Raw genomic sequence first — 16,478 nt, 5'->3', positions numbered from 1 at the left:
ATTTAGAGTGCTCAGACAGAGCACTCTAAGTCGTTTAACTTTCGAGCCTTGAAACCACAAAAAATGGATTCAGATAAGACTCTTTTTGATTGTATGTCAGAGGAGAACCGTCGATTTGACTCACTGTCGCACCAGCTATGCTTGCTACAGCGTGGCCTGCACCAGTGTCCCACTCGCTGGTTGGGCCTAGTCGAGGGTAAATATCTGCTTCGCCTTCAGCGACCAAACACAGCTTGAGTGAACTGCCTTTGGGAACCATTTCAATGTCGTCAAATTGCCCTAGATACTCAGCCAGTGCGGGTGAGGGATGAGAGCGAGAACCAACGACTTTAATGGTGCCTGTATTTGCTTTCTTGGTCACCTTGAGTTCAATTCGGGCTTCACCACATTCTCTAAACGCACCAATACTTTGCGCAGCTAAATAGCACACGTTCAGAGCCGGCGCAAAGACCACGCCCATGGTTGGCTTACCGTTTTCAATCAGTGCAATATTAACGGTGAATTCACCGTTTTTCTTAATGAACTCTTTAGTGCCATCGATTGGGTCAACTAGCCAATAACGTTGCCAAGTTTGGCGTTCTTGCCAGCTGATATTGGCACTTTCTTCACTGAGGATAGGGATTTCAGGGGTCAAGCGCGAAAGACCTGCGGTGATCACTCGGTTGGCGGCCAAGTCAGCCTCAGTGACTGGACTATCGTCATTTTTATACTCGATGGCAAAATCTTTGGCATAGATCTGCATAATTTCCTCGCCTGCAAGGCGGGCAAGCTCGACGAGTTCTTCGAGCAGGTCGGTATCATTCATAGGTTATCCTTGCTACTGGATGATGTTTTTATCTTTCAAGTAATCTACCAGTTGCTGGACGGACTGCTCAAGTGAATTCTCACCTGTGTTCAATCTTATCTCAGGTGCAACGGGTGGCTGATAATCAGAGTCGATACCCGTGAAGTTCTTGATCTCACCTGCGCGGGCTTTCTTGTATAAGCCTTTGGGGTCTCGCTGCTCGCAGACTTCTAGCGGTGTATCTAAAAATACTTCGATGAATTCGCCGTCTTCTACGAGGTCTCTGACCATATCTCGTTCCGCTTGAAACGGTGAAATAAATGCGGTTAATACGATAAGGCCTGCATCAACCATCAATTTACTGAGTTCTCCCACTCGACGAATATTTTCAATGCGGTCGGCGTCGCTGAAGCCAAGGTCTTTACATAACCCATGCCTAACATTGTCACCATCAAGCAAATAGGTATGTACACCACTTTGATGAAGGGCACTTTCAAGGGCATTGGCCACTGTACTTTTCCCTGAGCCAGAAAAGCCAGTGAACCAAAGGATCACAGGTTTATGGCCTTTGAGCTCACTGCGATGTGTTTTTTCAACGGCATAATTATGCCAAACAATATTTTTATCCATGAAGCTATCCATTAAAAGGGAAAGACCAATGGGATCAAGGTCAGGACGGTAATAGAGTAAATAATTGATAGCGGAACGCCTACCGTAACGTAGTCTTTGATGCGGTAGTTTCCGGCACTATACACCATCAAGTTTGTTTGATAACCAAAGGGGGAAATAAAGCTTGCTGATGCACCAAAGGCAACAGCCATAATAAATGGGAGTGGATCAACGCCAAACCCAACCGCTAATGCATAGGCAACGGGAAAAGACAGTGCTGCCGCGGCATTGTTGGTGATAAGTTCTGTGAAGACGACGGTCATCACAAATATGGCGATGAAGGCACCGTAAGGGCCAAAGTCGCCGAGTATTAGAAACAGCGCGTCAGACAGTTGTGTGGCTAAGCCTGTTTCTATCATTAATTTGGCAAGGCCAATTGCACTGCCTACAATCGCCAGTAATTCAATAGGGAAACGGCGCTTCATCTCGTTCACTTTGATGGTGCCAAGCGCAACCAGTGCAAGTAGTAATACCATTAGCCCTTTTACCAAAGGCACAATGTCAAAGATCCCTAAACCAATCACCGCTGCAAATCCTAACAGCACATGGCCGGATTGCTTTTTGGTCAAGTGTGTTTGTAAATCTAAACCTGAAATATATACAAACTCGCGTTTGAGATCCGGTAGATTATAAAAATCACTGCCTGGGGCTAAAATGAGAGAGTCGCCAGCTTGTAATTTCACTTTACCAAGCCCCCCTTGAAGACGGTCATGACCTCGGCGAATGGCGATAACGGCAGCATGAAATTGCTCGCGAAAACGAATTTCTTTAATGGTTTTACCAATGTATTTAGATGATTGACTGACGACGACTTCGACTAGGTGCTCCACGTCTTTTTCGTGTTTATCGTGGACCACCTGAAGGCCATCAAAGCGACGCAATAAAGGCACAGACTTGATGTCACCAACAAACAGTAAAACATCTCCTTGGTAAATCTCTTGTTGTGGGGTGACTGCGCATATGCGTCGTTCACCGCGGATAATTTCTGCTAGGAATAAGTCTTTTAAATCACGAAGGCCATTCTCTTCTACAGTACGCCCGATCAGTTTTGAATCAGCAGCGACCTTGCCTTCTAAATAAAAGGGGACGACTTCTTGGTCTTCGGTACCGTGGTCGGGGAGAAATTTGAGGAGCAATAAAATCGTAAGTAGGCCCACAATTAATGCGCCGAAGCCAACGAGTGTAAAGTCAAAAAAGCCCAGTGGAGCCATACCGGCGTCAACGGCAAAGCCATTGACGATTAAATTTGTTGATGTGCCAATTAAAGTTAATGTACCGCCTAAGATGGCGGTGTAAGACAATGGCAATAATAACTTAGAGGGCGAGTGTGTTTGGCTCTCCTTGATGGTACTGATGAGCGAAGCGACGACAGCCGTGTTATTTGTAAAAGAGGATAAAAACGCAGTAGAGAGGCCCAGCTTCATCACTGACTTTGACAAGCTTCCACTGGCCAGTGTGCTGGCAAGCTTTTGTACCAACGTTGTTTTTTCAATAGCAATAGAGACTAAGATCAGTAAAACAAGGGTGATCAAAGACGGGTTGGCGTAGTTCACCAACATAGATTCCAACTCGATTAAACCGGTTAAATAACTGACACCAATGGCGCTGACAAATAACCAAGCTGGATTGAGTCGTGTGCCAAATAAGCACACGACTAAAGCGATCATAATGCCTGTTAAGATGATTTGATCAACTAGCACGTTTGTCTCCCAGTAACAGGCATAACTTCACTTACTTCAACTTGCTAATATCAAGCGCTTGCCAATGTGGGAAGTGCTTACGTACTAACGCGTTGAATTCAAGTTCAAAAGCACTGAACTCAGACGTCGTTGCAGACTCTTCAGCCAATAGCGCTTCAATCATACCTGCACCGATGGTAAGGTTGCTGATGCGGTCAATCAGGATGAATGAACCCGTTTCGTGGTTGTTGCGATAGATATCTGCCACGATGCTTTCAGTCAGTTCAAGTGTAACGATTGCAATTTCATTGAGTTGTAATTGCTCTGCCTGACCTTGTTCTAGCGTGTTCACATCAATCGTGTGATCAATCTTGCGAACAATGGCTGACGTGCTCTTACTGCCCAACTTGAAGTTGTAGTTTTGTCCTAAAACAAGCGGCTCTTCGTGCATCCACACAAGCTTTGCTTGAATGAGGTTTGTCACCGTGGCGGTAGAATCCGCAGGGACAATGACATCACCACGACTGACATCAATTTCATCTGCCAAAGTGATCGTAAATGCTTGACCTGTTTGTGCTTGCTCTAGGTTGCCATCAAAAGTAACCAATTCTTTGATAGTGGAAGACTTACCAGATGGCAGGACTTTAACAGCCTGACCTGCACTCAACGAACCGGATGTGAGCGTGCCTTGGAAACCACGAAAATCTAAGTTTGGACGTACCACATACTGAACCGGGAAGCGTGCTTCAAAAGCATGGTTTGCTTCAGCTGCTGGCGAGTCTTCCAGTAGCTCAAGTAATGGCTTATCAGTGTAGTAAGGCGTCTTTTCAGAGCGTGTTACTACGTTGTCGCCTTTAAGTGCAGACATTGGGATAAACTTGATGTCTGAAACATTAAGTTGCTCAGCAAACTGTAAGTAATCTGCTTTGATCTTCTCAAAAACGGCTTCGTCAAAATCAACGATGTCCATTTTGTTGATAGCAACCACAAACTGCTTGATGCCTAAAGAGTCACAAATAAAGCTATGACGTTTAGTTTGTACCTGCACACCGTAACGCGCATCAACCAAGATAATAGCCAGATCACTCGTTGAAGCACCTGTTACCATGTTACGAGTATACTGTTCGTGCCCTGGTGTATCAGCAATGATGAACTTACGCTTTGCCGTTGAGAAATAACGGTAGGCAACGTCAATGGTGATACCTTGCTCACGCTCAGCTTGTAGACCATCTACAAGCAGCGCTAAATCTAGCTCTTCACCTGCATTACCAACTTTTTCGTTATCTTTGTGAAGTGCAGCAAGCTGATCTTCATAAATTTGATGGCTATCATGTAGCAAGCGGCCGATAAGTGTCGATTTACCGTCATCAACGCTACCACAAGTCATCATGCGTAATAAGCTTTTGTCTTGTTGACGAGACAGATAGGCTTCAATGCCTAGTTCTCTTACTTCGTTCGCTGTCGACATTAGAAATACCCCTCGCGTTTTTTCTTCTCCATAGAGCCTGCTGAGTCGTGGTCAATAACACGGCCTTCGCGCTCTGATGATGTGGATAGCAGCATTTCTTCGATGATGCCGGTTAGTGTATTGGCTTCAGACTCAACTGCGCCTGTGAGCGGGTAGCAACCTAGTGTACGGAAACGCACAGACTTCATTTCTGGCACTTCACCTTCTTCTAGTGGCATACGCTCGTCATCAACCATGATCAATGTACCGTTACGCTCAACCACAGGGCGCTTATCTGATAAGTACAGAGGGACAATTTCGATGTTTTCTTGGTAGATATATTGCCAAATATCCAGCTCAGTCCAGTTAGATAGAGGGAATACACGGATGCTCTCACCAGGATTTACTTGGCTGTTATAGGTATTCCAAAGTTCTGGACGTTGATTTTTAGGATCCCAACGGTGATGTTTATCGCGAAATGAATAAACACGCTCTTTCGCACGTGATTTCTCTTCGTCACGACGTGCACCACCGAATGCTGCATCAAAGCCATACTTATCAAGTGCTTGTTTCAAGCCTTGCGTTTTCATCACGTCAGTGTGTTTCGCTGAGCCGTGTGTAAACGGGCCGACGCCCATGGCAATACCTTCAGGGTTCTTATGAACAATCAGGTCAAAATTATATTCTTTTGCCAAGCGGTCGCGAAACTCAATCATTTCACGGAATTTCCAATCCGTATCTACGTGCAGTAGAGGGAAAGGAATCTTTGCCGGGTAAAATGCTTTACGAGCCAAATGCAGTAACACTGAAGAGTCTTTACCAATAGAGTAAAGCATCACTGGGTTATCAAACTCTGCAGCGACTTCGCGAATAATCTTTATACTTTCAGCTTCAAGTTGCTGAAGGTGGGTTAAAGCCATTGTTCGTCGTCCTACTGTTAATTAAATTAAGTCTATTAAGCTACTTGGGTAATGGGTTGTGCAAAGCTACTGATCTGCTCCGTTTGCCCAAACCATGCTAATTCTTCGTGTAGTGCAGCGACCTCACCAATGATCAATAGTGCTGGTGATTGAATGTGATGCTGCTCTATTTTTGCTGCCAATTCACCAAGTGTGCCGCGAACGACGCGCTGTGATTGACGTGTGCCATTTTCAACAATGGCAATAGGTGTTTCAGGTGATCTACCGTGTTCTAGCAGCTTGGCCTGAATGTGTGGCGATTTAATCACGCCCATGTAAACAGCCAAGGTTTGATTCGATTGCGCAAGTCCACGCCAATCCAATTCTTGACCATCCTTTTTACAGTGCCCAGTGACAAACTGAATCGCTTGTGCATGGTCTCTGTGTGTCAACGGAATACCTGAATATGCACTACAACCTGCCGCTGCGGTGATACCAGGGACAATTTGATATTTAACGCCGTGTTTGGCCAGTACTTGGACTTCCTCGCCACCGCGGCCATAAATGAATGGGTCACCGCCTTTGATACGGCATACTTTTTTTCCTTGCTTAGCAAAATTCACCAGCATGTGGTTGGTATCTCCTTGCTTAACACTATGATGGCCTGCTTTTTTGCCAACACAAACCAAATCAGCGTCGCGTCTTACTAATTCCATGATTTCATCAGACACCAAGTAGTCATAAACCACAACATCAGCTTGTTGCATTAGTTGCAAGGCTTTTATCGTTAGAAGCTCTGGGTCGCCCGGACCTGCGCCTACGACGAAGACTTCGCCTTCAGGTGAACTGGGTTGCGTCAGCATGTCATTAAGCTGTTGTTGTGCGCCTTGTTCATCACCGACTTGAACTTTACTAACGACACTTGAATCAAATACGCGCTCCCAAAATTGACGTCGGTCCGAAAACGTATTGAAGCGTGCTTTCACTTGATCTCTGAAATCCCCAGCTAACTTTGCCAATTTGCCTGTGTGATGTGGGATCAAGGTTTCTAATTTTTCTCTGATCCTGCGCGCCAATACGGGGGCAGTGCCGGCACTGGAAATGGCAATGGTAATAGGGTCTCTATCAACGATAGATGGGAAGATAAAACCACACTTAGGTTGGTCATCTACCACATTAACGAAAATGTTTTGCGCGTTGGCTGCATCAAAAACCGCTTTGTTAACTGCTTCATTGTCAGTCGCGGCAATGATCAACATCATGCCCAGTACATGGTGAGTATCAAAATACTCTTTCACTAGATGCAATTGACCTTGTTCTGCTAACTCGACCAGTTCAGAACAAAATTCAGGAGCGACGACAGTGACGTGTGCACGTGCTTTTAAAAATGCTTGGCATTTTCGTAAAGCGACATCGCCGCCACCGACCACCAATACTGGTTTATCGTCTAACTTAGTAAATATCGGTAAATATTGCACAACATTCGCCCCTAAATGTATAACCTTGATGTAAGCCAACCAAACTGACTTAGTAGGAGAGCAGAATATATCGGGCTTAAAAGACAAAAAAATAATATTAACCCAAATTATATAACTAAAAGTTATATACAAACTTCGATTTAGGTTTAAGGCTTATATTTCAAGGCCTAGAGGCTAAAATGTATCCATATTAGCAACTTATAGCGATTGGTTATGAGATATAATCGAACGACCATAGTCGAGCACGCAATATTTTCGATTATCAAAATGTATGTTGCGGACAAATGTCCTGTAGAGCGGGCATGTAATTTATTTTACTGGGTGCATACAAGTAGAAACTGTTTGATGGCTATTAAACCATGGGGTAGTTTGAAGTTTTAAGGAGATGTAATGAGTACACAGCAGCAAGTTACGGCGAGCGATGCGATCCGCGTGCTTGAGTTAATGGATTTAACCTCGCTTAATGAAGAGGATACACCACAGAGCATCATTGCTATGTTGGACAGCATTGATGAAAATATTGCATTACCCGCCGCGGTGTGTGTATATCCGCAATTTGTTGCGCTATGTAAAGCGGAGTTGGCATCACGGGGTTGGCAAAGTATCAAAGTGGCGACGGTCACTAATTTCCCTTGTGGTGAGCAATCACTTACTCAAGTGCTAGCGCAAACACAACAAGCGATTGGCGACGGTGCTGATGAAATTGATTTAGTGATGCCATACAACCAAGTGGTGGCCGGCGACCCGGATACGCCATGGCAATATGTACACTCAAGTAAACAAGTGTGTGGTATGTCGGCAAAACTTAAAGTGATCATTGAAACTGGTGTACTCGAAAAGTCAGAATTAATCGCACAAGCCAGTGATATTGCGATTTTGGCAGGCGCTGATTTTATTAAAACCAGTACCGGTAAGGTACCGGTCAATGCGACATTGGCCGCAGCACAGGTGATGATAGAACGCATTAAAAGTAATGGCAAGCCTGTTGGATTTAAAGCGGCTGGCGGTGTTAAAACGGTTGCTCAAGGCCTCCCTTATCTAACATTAGCGACTGACATAATGGGTGCTGACTGGGTTAGCTCTAGTATGTTTAGATTTGGTGCGTCGAGCTTATTGACGGATGTAAAACGCGTTGTTGCACAGGGGTAATCTGCTTTTTGAGCGGTATGGATGATATCCGCTCAATTAATGTTTTACTGTGTATAACCGCGTCATAGCTATTGTATTAAATCATCTGTTTTTATAAACAGAGACTTGATAATTTGCTCAGCCCCACCAATATCCTTCATACAGCCGCGCTTACCTGTGCGGCTTAAGTACTTAAAAAGTGGTTTTAAATGGGTGTTTAATAACTGATAAAAAAACAAAAGTTGTGAAAATCATACGATGTATAACTTTTACACTTGTTTTCAGTTTGTTCGTCAGTATAATGGGCATCCACTTTGCAGGGGCGTAGTTCCAATTGGTAGAACAGCGGTCTCCAAAACCGATGGTTGCGGGTTCGAGTCCTGCCGCCCCTGCCACTCAATACTTTTTAGTCCAAATTTAAAATAATGTGTGCTGCACTCGTCGCTTATTTGTAAATTTGGATTTAATGGATTAACCCTGTCTAAGACAGGGTTGTTGTGTCTGTATTTAAGGTAAAACAATTATGAGCACTAATGTTGAAAACCCGTCTAGCTCGATGGACACGGTAAAATGGCTAGTTGCAGTTGTACTACTCACTGGCGCAGTAGTTGGTAACTACATGTATGCAGATATGTCTGCATTAGTACGCGCGGTCGGTGTTGTGGTTGCTGTGGGTGCCGCTCTTGGTATCGCTGCGACGACTGAAAAAGGTCGTACTTTTATTGCATTTGCAAAAGAGTCTCGTATTGAGGTTCGTAAAGTTGTATGGCCTACGCGTCAAGAAGCAACGCATACTACAATTATCGTGATGGCAGCAACTGTAGTAATGGCACTTATCCTTTGGGGATTAGATGGCTTGCTATTCCGTGCTGTTGGCTTTTTAACTGGATTGGAGATCTGATCCCATGTCGGATGAGAACAAAGAAAAGAAATTACGTTGGTACGTAATTCAGGCGTTTTCTGGTTTTGAAAAGCGCGTTGCTCAAACTATTATTGAGCACATTAAAATTGAAGGCTTAGAAGAAGACTTCGGTGAAGTACTCGTACCTACAGAAGAAGTTGTAGAGATGCGTGCTGGTCAAAAGCGCAAGTCTGAGCGTAAATTCTTTCCAGGTTACGTGCTTGTTCAGATGGTGATGAACGACGCGACTTGGCACTTGGTGAATAGTACACCACGTGTAATGGGCTTTGTTGGCGGTACATCTGATCGTCCTGCACCAATTAGTCAGCGTGAAGCTGATCGTATTCTTAACCGTCTACAAGAGAACGCTGAAGCACCTAAGCCAGCGACGCTGTTTGAGCCGGGTGAAGTGGTTCGTGTTATTGATGGCCCATTCGCAGACTTCAACGGTGTTGTTGAAGAAGTGGATTATGAAAAGAGCCGCTTAAAAGTATCTGTACTTATCTTTGGTCGTTCAACGCCGGTTGACCTTGAGTTCGGTCAGGTAGAGCAAGATACTTAATTTGCAGTAATTTTGTACTATTGCAAAAAATAATTGAAAAAGGCCGCTGATTAAACTATAATCAGCGGCCTTTTTGTAGGTAGAGTATTTCTGCCACGAAAAGAAAGAATTTTTTAATCGGGAAGCCGTTTGAGTACGCGTCCTCGCGCGCACAAGGCTAAGACCCATTTAACGAGGTTATTAACATGGCTAAAAAAGTTGAAGCTTTAATCAAGCTACAAGTTGCTGCTGGTATGGCTAACCCTAGTCCTCCAGTAGGTCCTGCACTAGGTCAACACGGTGTAAACATCATGGAATTCTGTAAAGCGTTCAACGCACGTACAGAGTCTATCGAGAAAGGTGCACCAGTTCCTGTAATCATTTCTGTTTACAACGACCGTTCATTCACTTTTGATATGAAAACTCCACCTGCATCTTACCTTCTTAAGAAGGCTGCAGGTATCAAGTCTGGTTCTGGCCGTCCAAACACTGAGAAAGTTGGTACTGTAACACGTGCACAACTAGAAGAGATTGTTGAGACTAAACGTCCTGACCTTACTGCTGCTGATATGGACGCAGCTGTACGCACGATTGCAGGTTCTGCACGTGCAATGGGCTTGAATGTAGAAGGGTAATTGAGAATGGCTAAATTAACTAAGCGTATGCGCGTAATCCGCGAAAAAGTTGACGTAACTAAAGAGTACGAAATCAACGAAGCTGTTGCTCTTCTTAAAGAACTAGCTACTGCTAAATTCACTGAAAGTGTTGACGTTGCTGTAAACCTTGGCATCGACGCTCGTAAATCAGACCAAAACGTACGTGGTGCAACTGTACTACCACACGGTACTGGTCGTGAAGTACGCGTTGCTGTATTCACTCAAGGTGCTAATGCAGACGCTGCTAAAGAAGCTGGTGCTGATTTAGTAGGTATGGAAGACCTTGCTGAGCAGGTTAAGAAAGGCGAAATGAACTTTGACGTTGTTGTTGCTTCTCCAGATGCAATGCGCGTTGTTGGTCAACTAGGTCAAATCCTAGGTCCACGTGGTCTTATGCCTAACCCTAAAACTGGTACTGTAACACCTAACGTTGCAGAAGCAGTTAAAAATGCTAAAGCTGGTCAGGTTCGTTACCGTAACGACAAGAACGGTATCATCCACACGACAATCGGTAAGGTTGACTTTGACGCGAACCAGCTTCAAGAAAACCTTGAAGCACTTATCGTTGCGCTTAAGAAGGCTAAGCCTTCTCAAGCTAAAGGTACTTACTTGAAGAAAGTAAGCATCTCAACGACTATGGGCGCGGGTGTTGCTGTAGACCAAGCTACTCTAAACACGCTACTAGCGTAATTTAGATTTTAGCGTTTACATGGCGTAAAAATTAGACTATAATTTCGCGCCATTTCGTTGAGAAGTCACTTCCAACGAAGCAAAGAATTCGGGTTGAAGCGCATAATTTCGAACTGTTGTTTATCAAATTTGGTCTACAATAAAATCGATAAATTGCGTTTCCGTCCAAGACCGTAGGTGTAACCTAGTTACTTAATCTTCCTACGTAGACGGTGTGAATCCCAGCTAGATTTTTCCTAATCTTCTGGTTCTCGCCGTAAAAAGCAGCTCAGAGTCATTTGACTGTGAGTAAAGTAGAACTGGGGACTTGTTCCCATATTAACCAGGAGTAACACCCATGGCTTTAAATCTTCAAGACAAAAAAGCAATTGTTGCTGAAGTCAACGAAGCTGCCAAAGGTGCTCTATCTGCAGTAGTTGCAGATTCTCGTGGTGTAACAGTAGATGCTATCACTGCGCTTCGTAAAGAAGCTCGTGAAGCAGGCGTATGGATGAAAGTTGTCCGTAACACGCTTGCAAAACGCGCTGTTGAAGGTACTGATTATGAGTGCCTTAACGAATCGCTAGTAGGCCCAAGCCTAATCGCTTTCTCTTCAGAGCACCCAGGTGCTGCTGCTCGTATCTTTGCTGATTTCGCAAAGAAAAACGAGTTGTTCGAACTGAAAGCGGCTGCATTTGAAGGCAATGTTGTTGACGTAGATATGCTTGCTAAGCTACCTACTTACGACGAAGCTGTTGCACGCTTAATGAGCGCTATGAAAGAAGCGTCAGCTGGTAAATTGGTTAAAACAATTGAAGCTGTACGTGTTCAGAAAGCTGAAGAAGCTGCTTAATCGCACCTTTTACACTTTCATCAATAAATTTTTTGAACCTCATGGGTTCGTGATTAATTAGGAAACTTAAAATGTCTGTAACTAAAGACCAAATCCTTGACGCGATTGCTGAAATGTCAGTAATGGAAGTTGTTGAACTAGTTGAAGCAATGGAAGAAAAATTCGGCGTAACTGCAGCTGCAGCTGTTGTTGCTGCTGGTCCAGCTGAAGCTGCTGAAGAAAAGACTGAGTTCGACGTAATCCTAGCTGGCGCTGGCGGTAACAAAGTTGCTGCTATCAAAGCTGTACGTGGTGCAACTGGTCTTGGCCTTAAAGAAGCAAAAGCTCTTGTTGAGTCTGCTCCTGCGCCAATCAAAGAAGCTGTTTCTAAAGAAGAAGCTGAAGCACTTAAGAAAGATCTTGAAGAAGCTGGTGCTGAAGTTGAGATCAAGTAATCTAGCATACGCTAGGTTCGCTGCCTGAGAAATCAGGCAAGGGCTGGTGATTTTTTAATCACCGGCCCTTTTGCGCTCTAGAGCGAAAGTATTACTATTGCGCAATAAAAACCTAAATTCTTCAAGTTTTTCAATAATTTAAACCTTTTGGGAAACTGTTGGGTTTAGGTAGACAATTTAGATGTTGTTATCATGGCTTAGATGCCAATGAATGCTGTTCTGCATGAACAGGTTGGGTCAAAGATCAGCAAGCTGAGGAACCCCATGGCTTACTCTTATTCTGAAAAGAAACGTATCCGTAAGGATTTTGGTAAACGTCCACAAGTTTTGGATATACCTTTCCTTTTGCAAACGCAGTTGGAATCGTTTAAAAAATTCATTACGCCGGACGCGGATGGCGATACTGGATTGGAAGCTGCATTCCGTTCTGTATTCCCTATCAAAAGCTACTCGGGCAATTCTGAACTTCAATACGTGAGTTACCGTATCGGAGAACCAGTATTCGATGTAAAAGAATGTCAAATTCGCGGCGTGACTTATTCTGCTCCACTTCGCGTTAAATTACGTCTTGTGTTAATGGACAAAGAAGCTCCAGGCACAGTCAAAGACATTAAAGAGCAAGAAGTTTACATGGGCGAGATCCCGCTCATGACAGACACAGGTACTTTCGTTATTAACGGTACCGAGCGTGTTATCGTTTCTCAGCTACACCGTTCACCTGGTGTATTCTTTGATAACGACCGCGGTAAATCACACTCATCGGGTAAAGTGCTTTATAACGCACGTGTTATCCCTTACCGTGGTTCATGGTTAGACTTTGAATTTGACGTTAAAGATAACCTTTTCGTTCGTATTGACCGTCGTCGTAAGCTACCGGCTTCTATCATTTTACGTGCACTAGAGTACACAACAGAGCAAATTCTTGATCTGTTCTTCGAGACAACAAGCTTCGAAGTAGTAAACGGTAAAGTGATGATGGAACTAGTACCATCTCGCCTACGTGGTGAAACGGCTGCATTCGATATTAAAGATGCAGACGGTGAGGTATTGGTTGAACAGAGCCGTCGTATCACAGCTCGTCATATTAAAAACATCGAGAAAAAGGGCATCACGCAACTTGAAGTACCACATGAGTACATCATTGGTCGCGTAGTTGCTAAAAACTACATCGATGAGTCAACAGGTGAGATCATTGCTGAAGCGAATGCTGAATTATCGCTAGAGCTAATGGCTGAGCTTGTGAAAGCGGGTCACACTAAGATCGATACGCTTTACATCAACGAAGTAGACAGCGGTGCGTACATGTCAGAGACTGTTCGTATTGATTCTTCTTCAAACCGCCTAGAAGCATTGGTAGAAATCTACCGCATGATGCGCCCAGGCGAGCCACCAACGAAAGATGCTGCTGAAGCATTATTCGATAACCTATTCTTCTCTGATGAGCGTTATGATCTATCAACAGTAGGTCGTATGAAGTTCAATAGCCGTGTTGGTTATGATTCAGATACAGGCCCAGGCACACTGAGCAAAGAAGACATCGTTTCTGTTATGAAAGTCCTTATCGACATTCGTAACGGTAAAGGTGAAGTGGATGATATCGACCACTTAGGTAACCGTCGTATTCGTTCTGTTGGTGAAATGGCTGAAAACCAATTCCGTGTTGGTCTAGTACGTGTTGAGCGTGCTGTACGTGAGCGTCTAAGTCTAGGTGATCTAGATAACGTGATGCCACAAGATTTGATCAACGCTAAGCCGATTTCTGCAGCTGTTAAAGAATTCTTTGGTTCTTCTCAGTTGTCACAGTTCATGGACCAAAACAACCCGCTTTCAGAAGTAACGCACAAGCGTCGTATTTCTGCATTAGGTCCGGGTGGTTTGACACGTGAGCGTGCAGGCTTCGAAGTTCGAGACGTACACGTAACGCACTACGGTCGTGTTTGTCCAATCGAAACGCCTGAAGGTCCAAACATCGGTCTAATCAACTCTTTGTCAACGTATGCTCGTACAAACGACTATGGTTTCCTAGAGACTCCATACCGTAAAGTTGTTGACGGTATCGTTACTGACGAAGTTGATTACCTATCTGCAATTGAAGAAGGTCAGTTCGTAATCGCACAGGCGAATACAAACTTGACTGAAGAAAATCAGTTCGCAGAAGAGCTAATTCCATGTCGTCATAAAGGTGAATCAACCTTTATGCCTAGCGACAGCATCCAGTATATGGATGTATCTCCACAGCAGGTTATCTCTGTGGCAGCGGCACTTATCCCATTCCTTGAACACGATGATGCAAACCGTGCATTGATGGGATCGAACATGCAACGTCAAGCAGTACCAACATTACGCGCTGATAAGCCGTTAGTAGGTACAGGTATCGAGCGTACACTTGCAAAAGATTCAGGTGTAACAATCGTTGCTAAGCGTGGCGGTGTAGTTAAGTACGCTGATGCGAGCCGTATCGTTGTTAACGTGAATGAAGATGAGCGCGTTCCAGGTGAAGCGGGTATCGACATTTACAACTTAACTAAGTACACGCGCTCGAACCAAAACACATGTATCAACCAAAAACCAACTTGTATGGTTGGTGAGCCAGTAGTACGTGGTGACGTACTTGCTGATGGTCCTTCAACGGACTTAGGTGACTTGGCACTTGGTCAGAACTTACGTGTTGCGTTCATGCCTTGGAATGGTTACAACTTCGAGGATTCAATCCTACTTTCTGAGCGAGTTGTACAAGAAGATCGTCTAACTACGATCCACATCCAAGAGCTACAGTGTATCGCTCGTGATACGAAGCTTGGTCCAGAAGAGATCACAGCGGATATTCCTAACGTAGGTGAGTCTGCACTTGGCAAACTAGATGAGTCTGGTGTTGTTTACATCGGTGCTGAAGTGAAAGGCGGCGATATCCTAGTAGGTAAAGTAACACCGAAAGGCGAAACGCAGCTTACACCTGAAGAAAAGCTTCTACGTGCAATCTTCGGTGAAAAAGCGTCTGACGTTAAAGATAGTTCTTTACGTGTACCTAACTCTGTATCTGGTACTGTTATCGACGTTCAAGTATTCACACGTGATGGTGTTGAAAAAGACAAGCGTGCACTAGAAGTTGAAGAAATGCAGCTTCGTGAAGCGAAGAAAGACTTCAACGAAGAGTTCAAGATCCTTGAAGGCGGTATTCTAAACCGTGCGCGTAAGCTACTTGTTGAATCTGGTCAAAATGAAGATGCAATTGCACTTCTAGGTGCTGAAAAGCTATTGACTCAGAGCCTTGCTGATGAAGCACAACAAGCAGAGCTAGAGCAACTTGCTGCACAGTACGATGAGCTTAAAGCTGAATACGACAAGAAGTTTGAGAACAAGCGTCGCAAGATCACACAAGGTGATGACCTAGCGCCGGGCGTACTTAAGATTGTTAAAGTTTACCTAGCTGTTAAACGTCGTATCCAACCAGGTGATAAGATGGCTGGTCGTCACGGTAACAAAGGTGTTATCTCGACAATCGTACCAGTAGAAGATATGCCTTACGATGAAAGAGGTCGTACGGTAGACATCGTTCTTAACCCACTAGGTGTACCATCTCGTATGAACATCGGTCAGATCCTTGAAACGCATATGGGTCTGGCAGCACGTGGTATCGGTGAGCGCATCGAAGACATGATGAAAGAGCAAGCGGAGCTTTATGAGCTACGTGACTTCATCAAGAAAGCGTATGAGCTTGGTGACTGCCGTCAAGAAGTAGACATTGCTAGCTTCTCTGATGACGAAGTTCGTCGTCTAGCTAACAACCTTAAAGGTGGTCTACCAATCGCGACGCCAGCATTCGATGGTGCTAAAGAAAGCGAAATTAAAGAGCTACTAGAGCTGGGTGGTTACCCGTCAAGTGGTCAGGTTACGCTTTATGATGGTCGTACTGGTGATGCGTTTGAGCGTCAAGTAACTGTTGGTTACATGTACATGCTGAAACTAAACCACTTAGTAGACGACAAGATGCACGCACGTTCAACGGGTTCTTACAGCCTAGTTACTCAGCAGCCGCTGGGTGGTAAAGCACAGTTCGGTGGACAGCGTTTCGGTGAGATGGAGGTATGGGCATTAGAAGCATACGGTGCTGCCTATACACTACAGGAAATGTTGACAGTTAAGTCGGATGACGTAAACGGTCGTACTAAGATGTATAAGAACATCGTAGACGGTAACCACAAGATGGAACCGGGTATGCCAGAGTCATTCAACGTATTGTTGAAAGAAATCCGCTCGCTAGGTATCAACATCGAGTTGGAAGAAAGTTAATCCGACCGGCAGCTCTAGTGAGCTGCCAACCCGGACTGTAACTGTAAAGA

14 protein-coding genes and 1 tRNA gene are annotated in these 16,478 nt (G+C 44.5%); 9 read left to right on the top strand and 6 right to left on the bottom strand.

Features of this window, described 5'->3' with window-relative positions:
• Positions 1–34 precede the first annotated feature (34 nt).
• From cysQ to cysG, 6 genes are all read right to left on the bottom strand, one after another.
• Positions 35–805 carry a 3'(2'),5'-bisphosphate nucleotidase CysQ gene (gene cysQ / locus N473_RS24985; protein WP_063370305.1) on the bottom strand — a complete coding sequence of 257 codons (771 nt, stop codon included), beginning with the start codon at positions 803–805 and terminating at the stop codon, positions 35–37.
• 12 nt (positions 806–817) lie between these two features.
• Positions 818–1,414 (bottom strand): adenylyl-sulfate kinase, encoded by a 597-nt coding sequence (gene cysC, locus N473_RS24980; RefSeq protein ID WP_063370304.1) that lies wholly within the window; start codon positions 1,412–1,414, stop codon positions 818–820.
• A gap of 11 nt (positions 1,415–1,425) precedes the next feature.
• Positions 1,426–3,120, bottom strand: coding sequence for an SLC13 family permease (locus N473_RS24975; RefSeq protein ID WP_063370417.1), 1,695 nt, complete (start codon positions 3,118–3,120; stop codon positions 1,426–1,428).
• 64 nt (positions 3,121–3,184) lie between these two features.
• Positions 3,185–4,600, bottom strand: coding sequence for a sulfate adenylyltransferase subunit CysN (cysN, locus tag N473_RS24970; protein WP_063370303.1), 1,416 nt, complete (start codon positions 4,598–4,600; stop codon positions 3,185–3,187).
• Positions 4,600–5,499 carry a sulfate adenylyltransferase subunit CysD gene (cysD, locus tag N473_RS24965; RefSeq protein ID WP_039611464.1) on the bottom strand — a complete coding sequence of 300 codons (900 nt, stop codon included), beginning with the start codon at positions 5,497–5,499 and terminating at the stop codon, positions 4,600–4,602. Before cysD ends, cysN begins: the two co-directional genes overlap by 1 nt.
• Before the next feature lie 35 nt (positions 5,500–5,534).
• Positions 5,535–6,956 carry a siroheme synthase CysG gene (gene cysG / locus N473_RS24960; protein ID WP_063370302.1) on the bottom strand — a complete coding sequence of 474 codons (1,422 nt, stop codon included), beginning with the start codon at positions 6,954–6,956 and terminating at the stop codon, positions 5,535–5,537.
• A 390-nt stretch (positions 6,957–7,346) separates the two neighbouring features.
• Between cysG and deoC the strand changes: the two genes are divergently transcribed.
• From deoC to rpoB, 9 genes are all read left to right on the top strand, one after another.
• Positions 7,347–8,105, top strand: a complete 759-nt coding sequence (deoC, locus tag N473_RS24955; RefSeq protein ID WP_063370301.1) for a deoxyribose-phosphate aldolase — start codon at positions 7,347–7,349, stop codon at positions 8,103–8,105.
• A 297-nt stretch (positions 8,106–8,402) separates the two neighbouring features.
• Positions 8,403–8,479 (top strand) — tRNA-Trp (locus N473_RS24950).
• 128 nt (positions 8,480–8,607) lie between these two features.
• A complete protein-coding gene (secE, locus tag N473_RS24945) occupies positions 8,608–8,985 on the top strand; it encodes a preprotein translocase subunit SecE (RefSeq protein WP_023400589.1) in 378 nt (125 codons plus the stop codon).
• Between the two features lie 4 nt (positions 8,986–8,989).
• Positions 8,990–9,547, top strand: coding sequence for a transcription termination/antitermination protein NusG (nusG, locus tag N473_RS24940; protein ID WP_023400588.1), 558 nt, complete (start codon positions 8,990–8,992; stop codon positions 9,545–9,547).
• 185 nt (positions 9,548–9,732) lie between these two features.
• Entirely contained in the window at positions 9,733–10,161 is a 429-nt protein-coding gene (gene rplK / locus N473_RS24935; RefSeq protein ID WP_010387320.1) for a 50S ribosomal protein L11, read from the top strand.
• Between the two features lie 6 nt (positions 10,162–10,167).
• Positions 10,168–10,872, top strand: coding sequence for a 50S ribosomal protein L1 (gene rplA, locus N473_RS24930; protein WP_063361553.1), 705 nt, complete (start codon positions 10,168–10,170; stop codon positions 10,870–10,872).
• Between the two features lie 337 nt (positions 10,873–11,209).
• Positions 11,210–11,704, top strand: a complete 495-nt coding sequence (rplJ, locus tag N473_RS24925) for a 50S ribosomal protein L10 (protein ID WP_023400586.1) — start codon at positions 11,210–11,212, stop codon at positions 11,702–11,704.
• Between the two features lie 71 nt (positions 11,705–11,775).
• The gene (gene rplL / locus N473_RS24920; RefSeq protein WP_023400585.1) at positions 11,776–12,138 is read left to right on the top strand and encodes a 50S ribosomal protein L7/L12; all 363 of its coding nucleotides are present in this window, start codon (positions 11,776–11,778) and stop codon (positions 12,136–12,138) included.
• A gap of 264 nt (positions 12,139–12,402) precedes the next feature.
• Complete coding sequence (gene rpoB / locus N473_RS24915) at positions 12,403–16,428, top strand: DNA-directed RNA polymerase subunit beta (protein ID WP_039611460.1); 4,026 nt, start codon at positions 12,403–12,405, stop codon at positions 16,426–16,428.
• Positions 16,429–16,478: the final 50 nt, after the last annotated feature.

It is taken from the genome of Pseudoalteromonas luteoviolacea CPMOR-1 (genome assembly GCF_001625685.1).
GTDB lineage: Bacteria > Pseudomonadota > Gammaproteobacteria > Enterobacterales > Alteromonadaceae > Pseudoalteromonas > Pseudoalteromonas luteoviolacea_K.
Note: the sequence above shows the minus strand (reverse complement) of the source record. Positions and strands in the feature narration are given on the sequence as shown.

Bases quoted from the DNA above. Each gene is read 5' to 3' on its own strand.
- cysQ (WP_063370305.1), bottom strand. From the start codon at position 805: ATGAATGATACCGACCTGCTCGAAGAACTCGTCGAGCTTGCCCGCCTT.
- cysC (WP_063370304.1), bottom strand. From the start codon at position 1,414: ATGGATAAAAATATTGTTTGGCATAATTATGCCGTTGAAAAAACACAT.
- N473_RS24975 (WP_063370417.1), bottom strand. From the start codon at position 3,120: ATGATCGCTTTAGTCGTGTGCTTATTTGGCACACGACTCAATCCAGCT.
- cysN (WP_063370303.1), bottom strand. From the start codon at position 4,600: ATGTCGACAGCGAACGAAGTAAGAGAACTAGGCATTGAAGCCTATCTG.
- cysD (WP_039611464.1), bottom strand. From the start codon at position 5,499: ATGGCTTTAACCCACCTTCAGCAACTTGAAGCTGAAAGTATAAAGATT.
- deoC (WP_063370301.1), top strand. From the start codon at position 7,347: ATGAGTACACAGCAGCAAGTTACGGCGAGCGATGCGATCCGCGTGCTT.
- secE (WP_023400589.1), top strand. From the start codon at position 8,608: ATGAGCACTAATGTTGAAAACCCGTCTAGCTCGATGGACACGGTAAAA.
- nusG (WP_023400588.1), top strand. From the start codon at position 8,990: ATGTCGGATGAGAACAAAGAAAAGAAATTACGTTGGTACGTAATTCAG.
- rplK (WP_010387320.1), top strand. From the start codon at position 9,733: ATGGCTAAAAAAGTTGAAGCTTTAATCAAGCTACAAGTTGCTGCTGGT.
- rplA (WP_063361553.1), top strand. From the start codon at position 10,168: ATGGCTAAATTAACTAAGCGTATGCGCGTAATCCGCGAAAAAGTTGAC.
- rplJ (WP_023400586.1), top strand. From the start codon at position 11,210: ATGGCTTTAAATCTTCAAGACAAAAAAGCAATTGTTGCTGAAGTCAAC.
- rplL (WP_023400585.1), top strand. From the start codon at position 11,776: ATGTCTGTAACTAAAGACCAAATCCTTGACGCGATTGCTGAAATGTCA.
- rpoB (WP_039611460.1), top strand. From the start codon at position 12,403: ATGGCTTACTCTTATTCTGAAAAGAAACGTATCCGTAAGGATTTTGGT.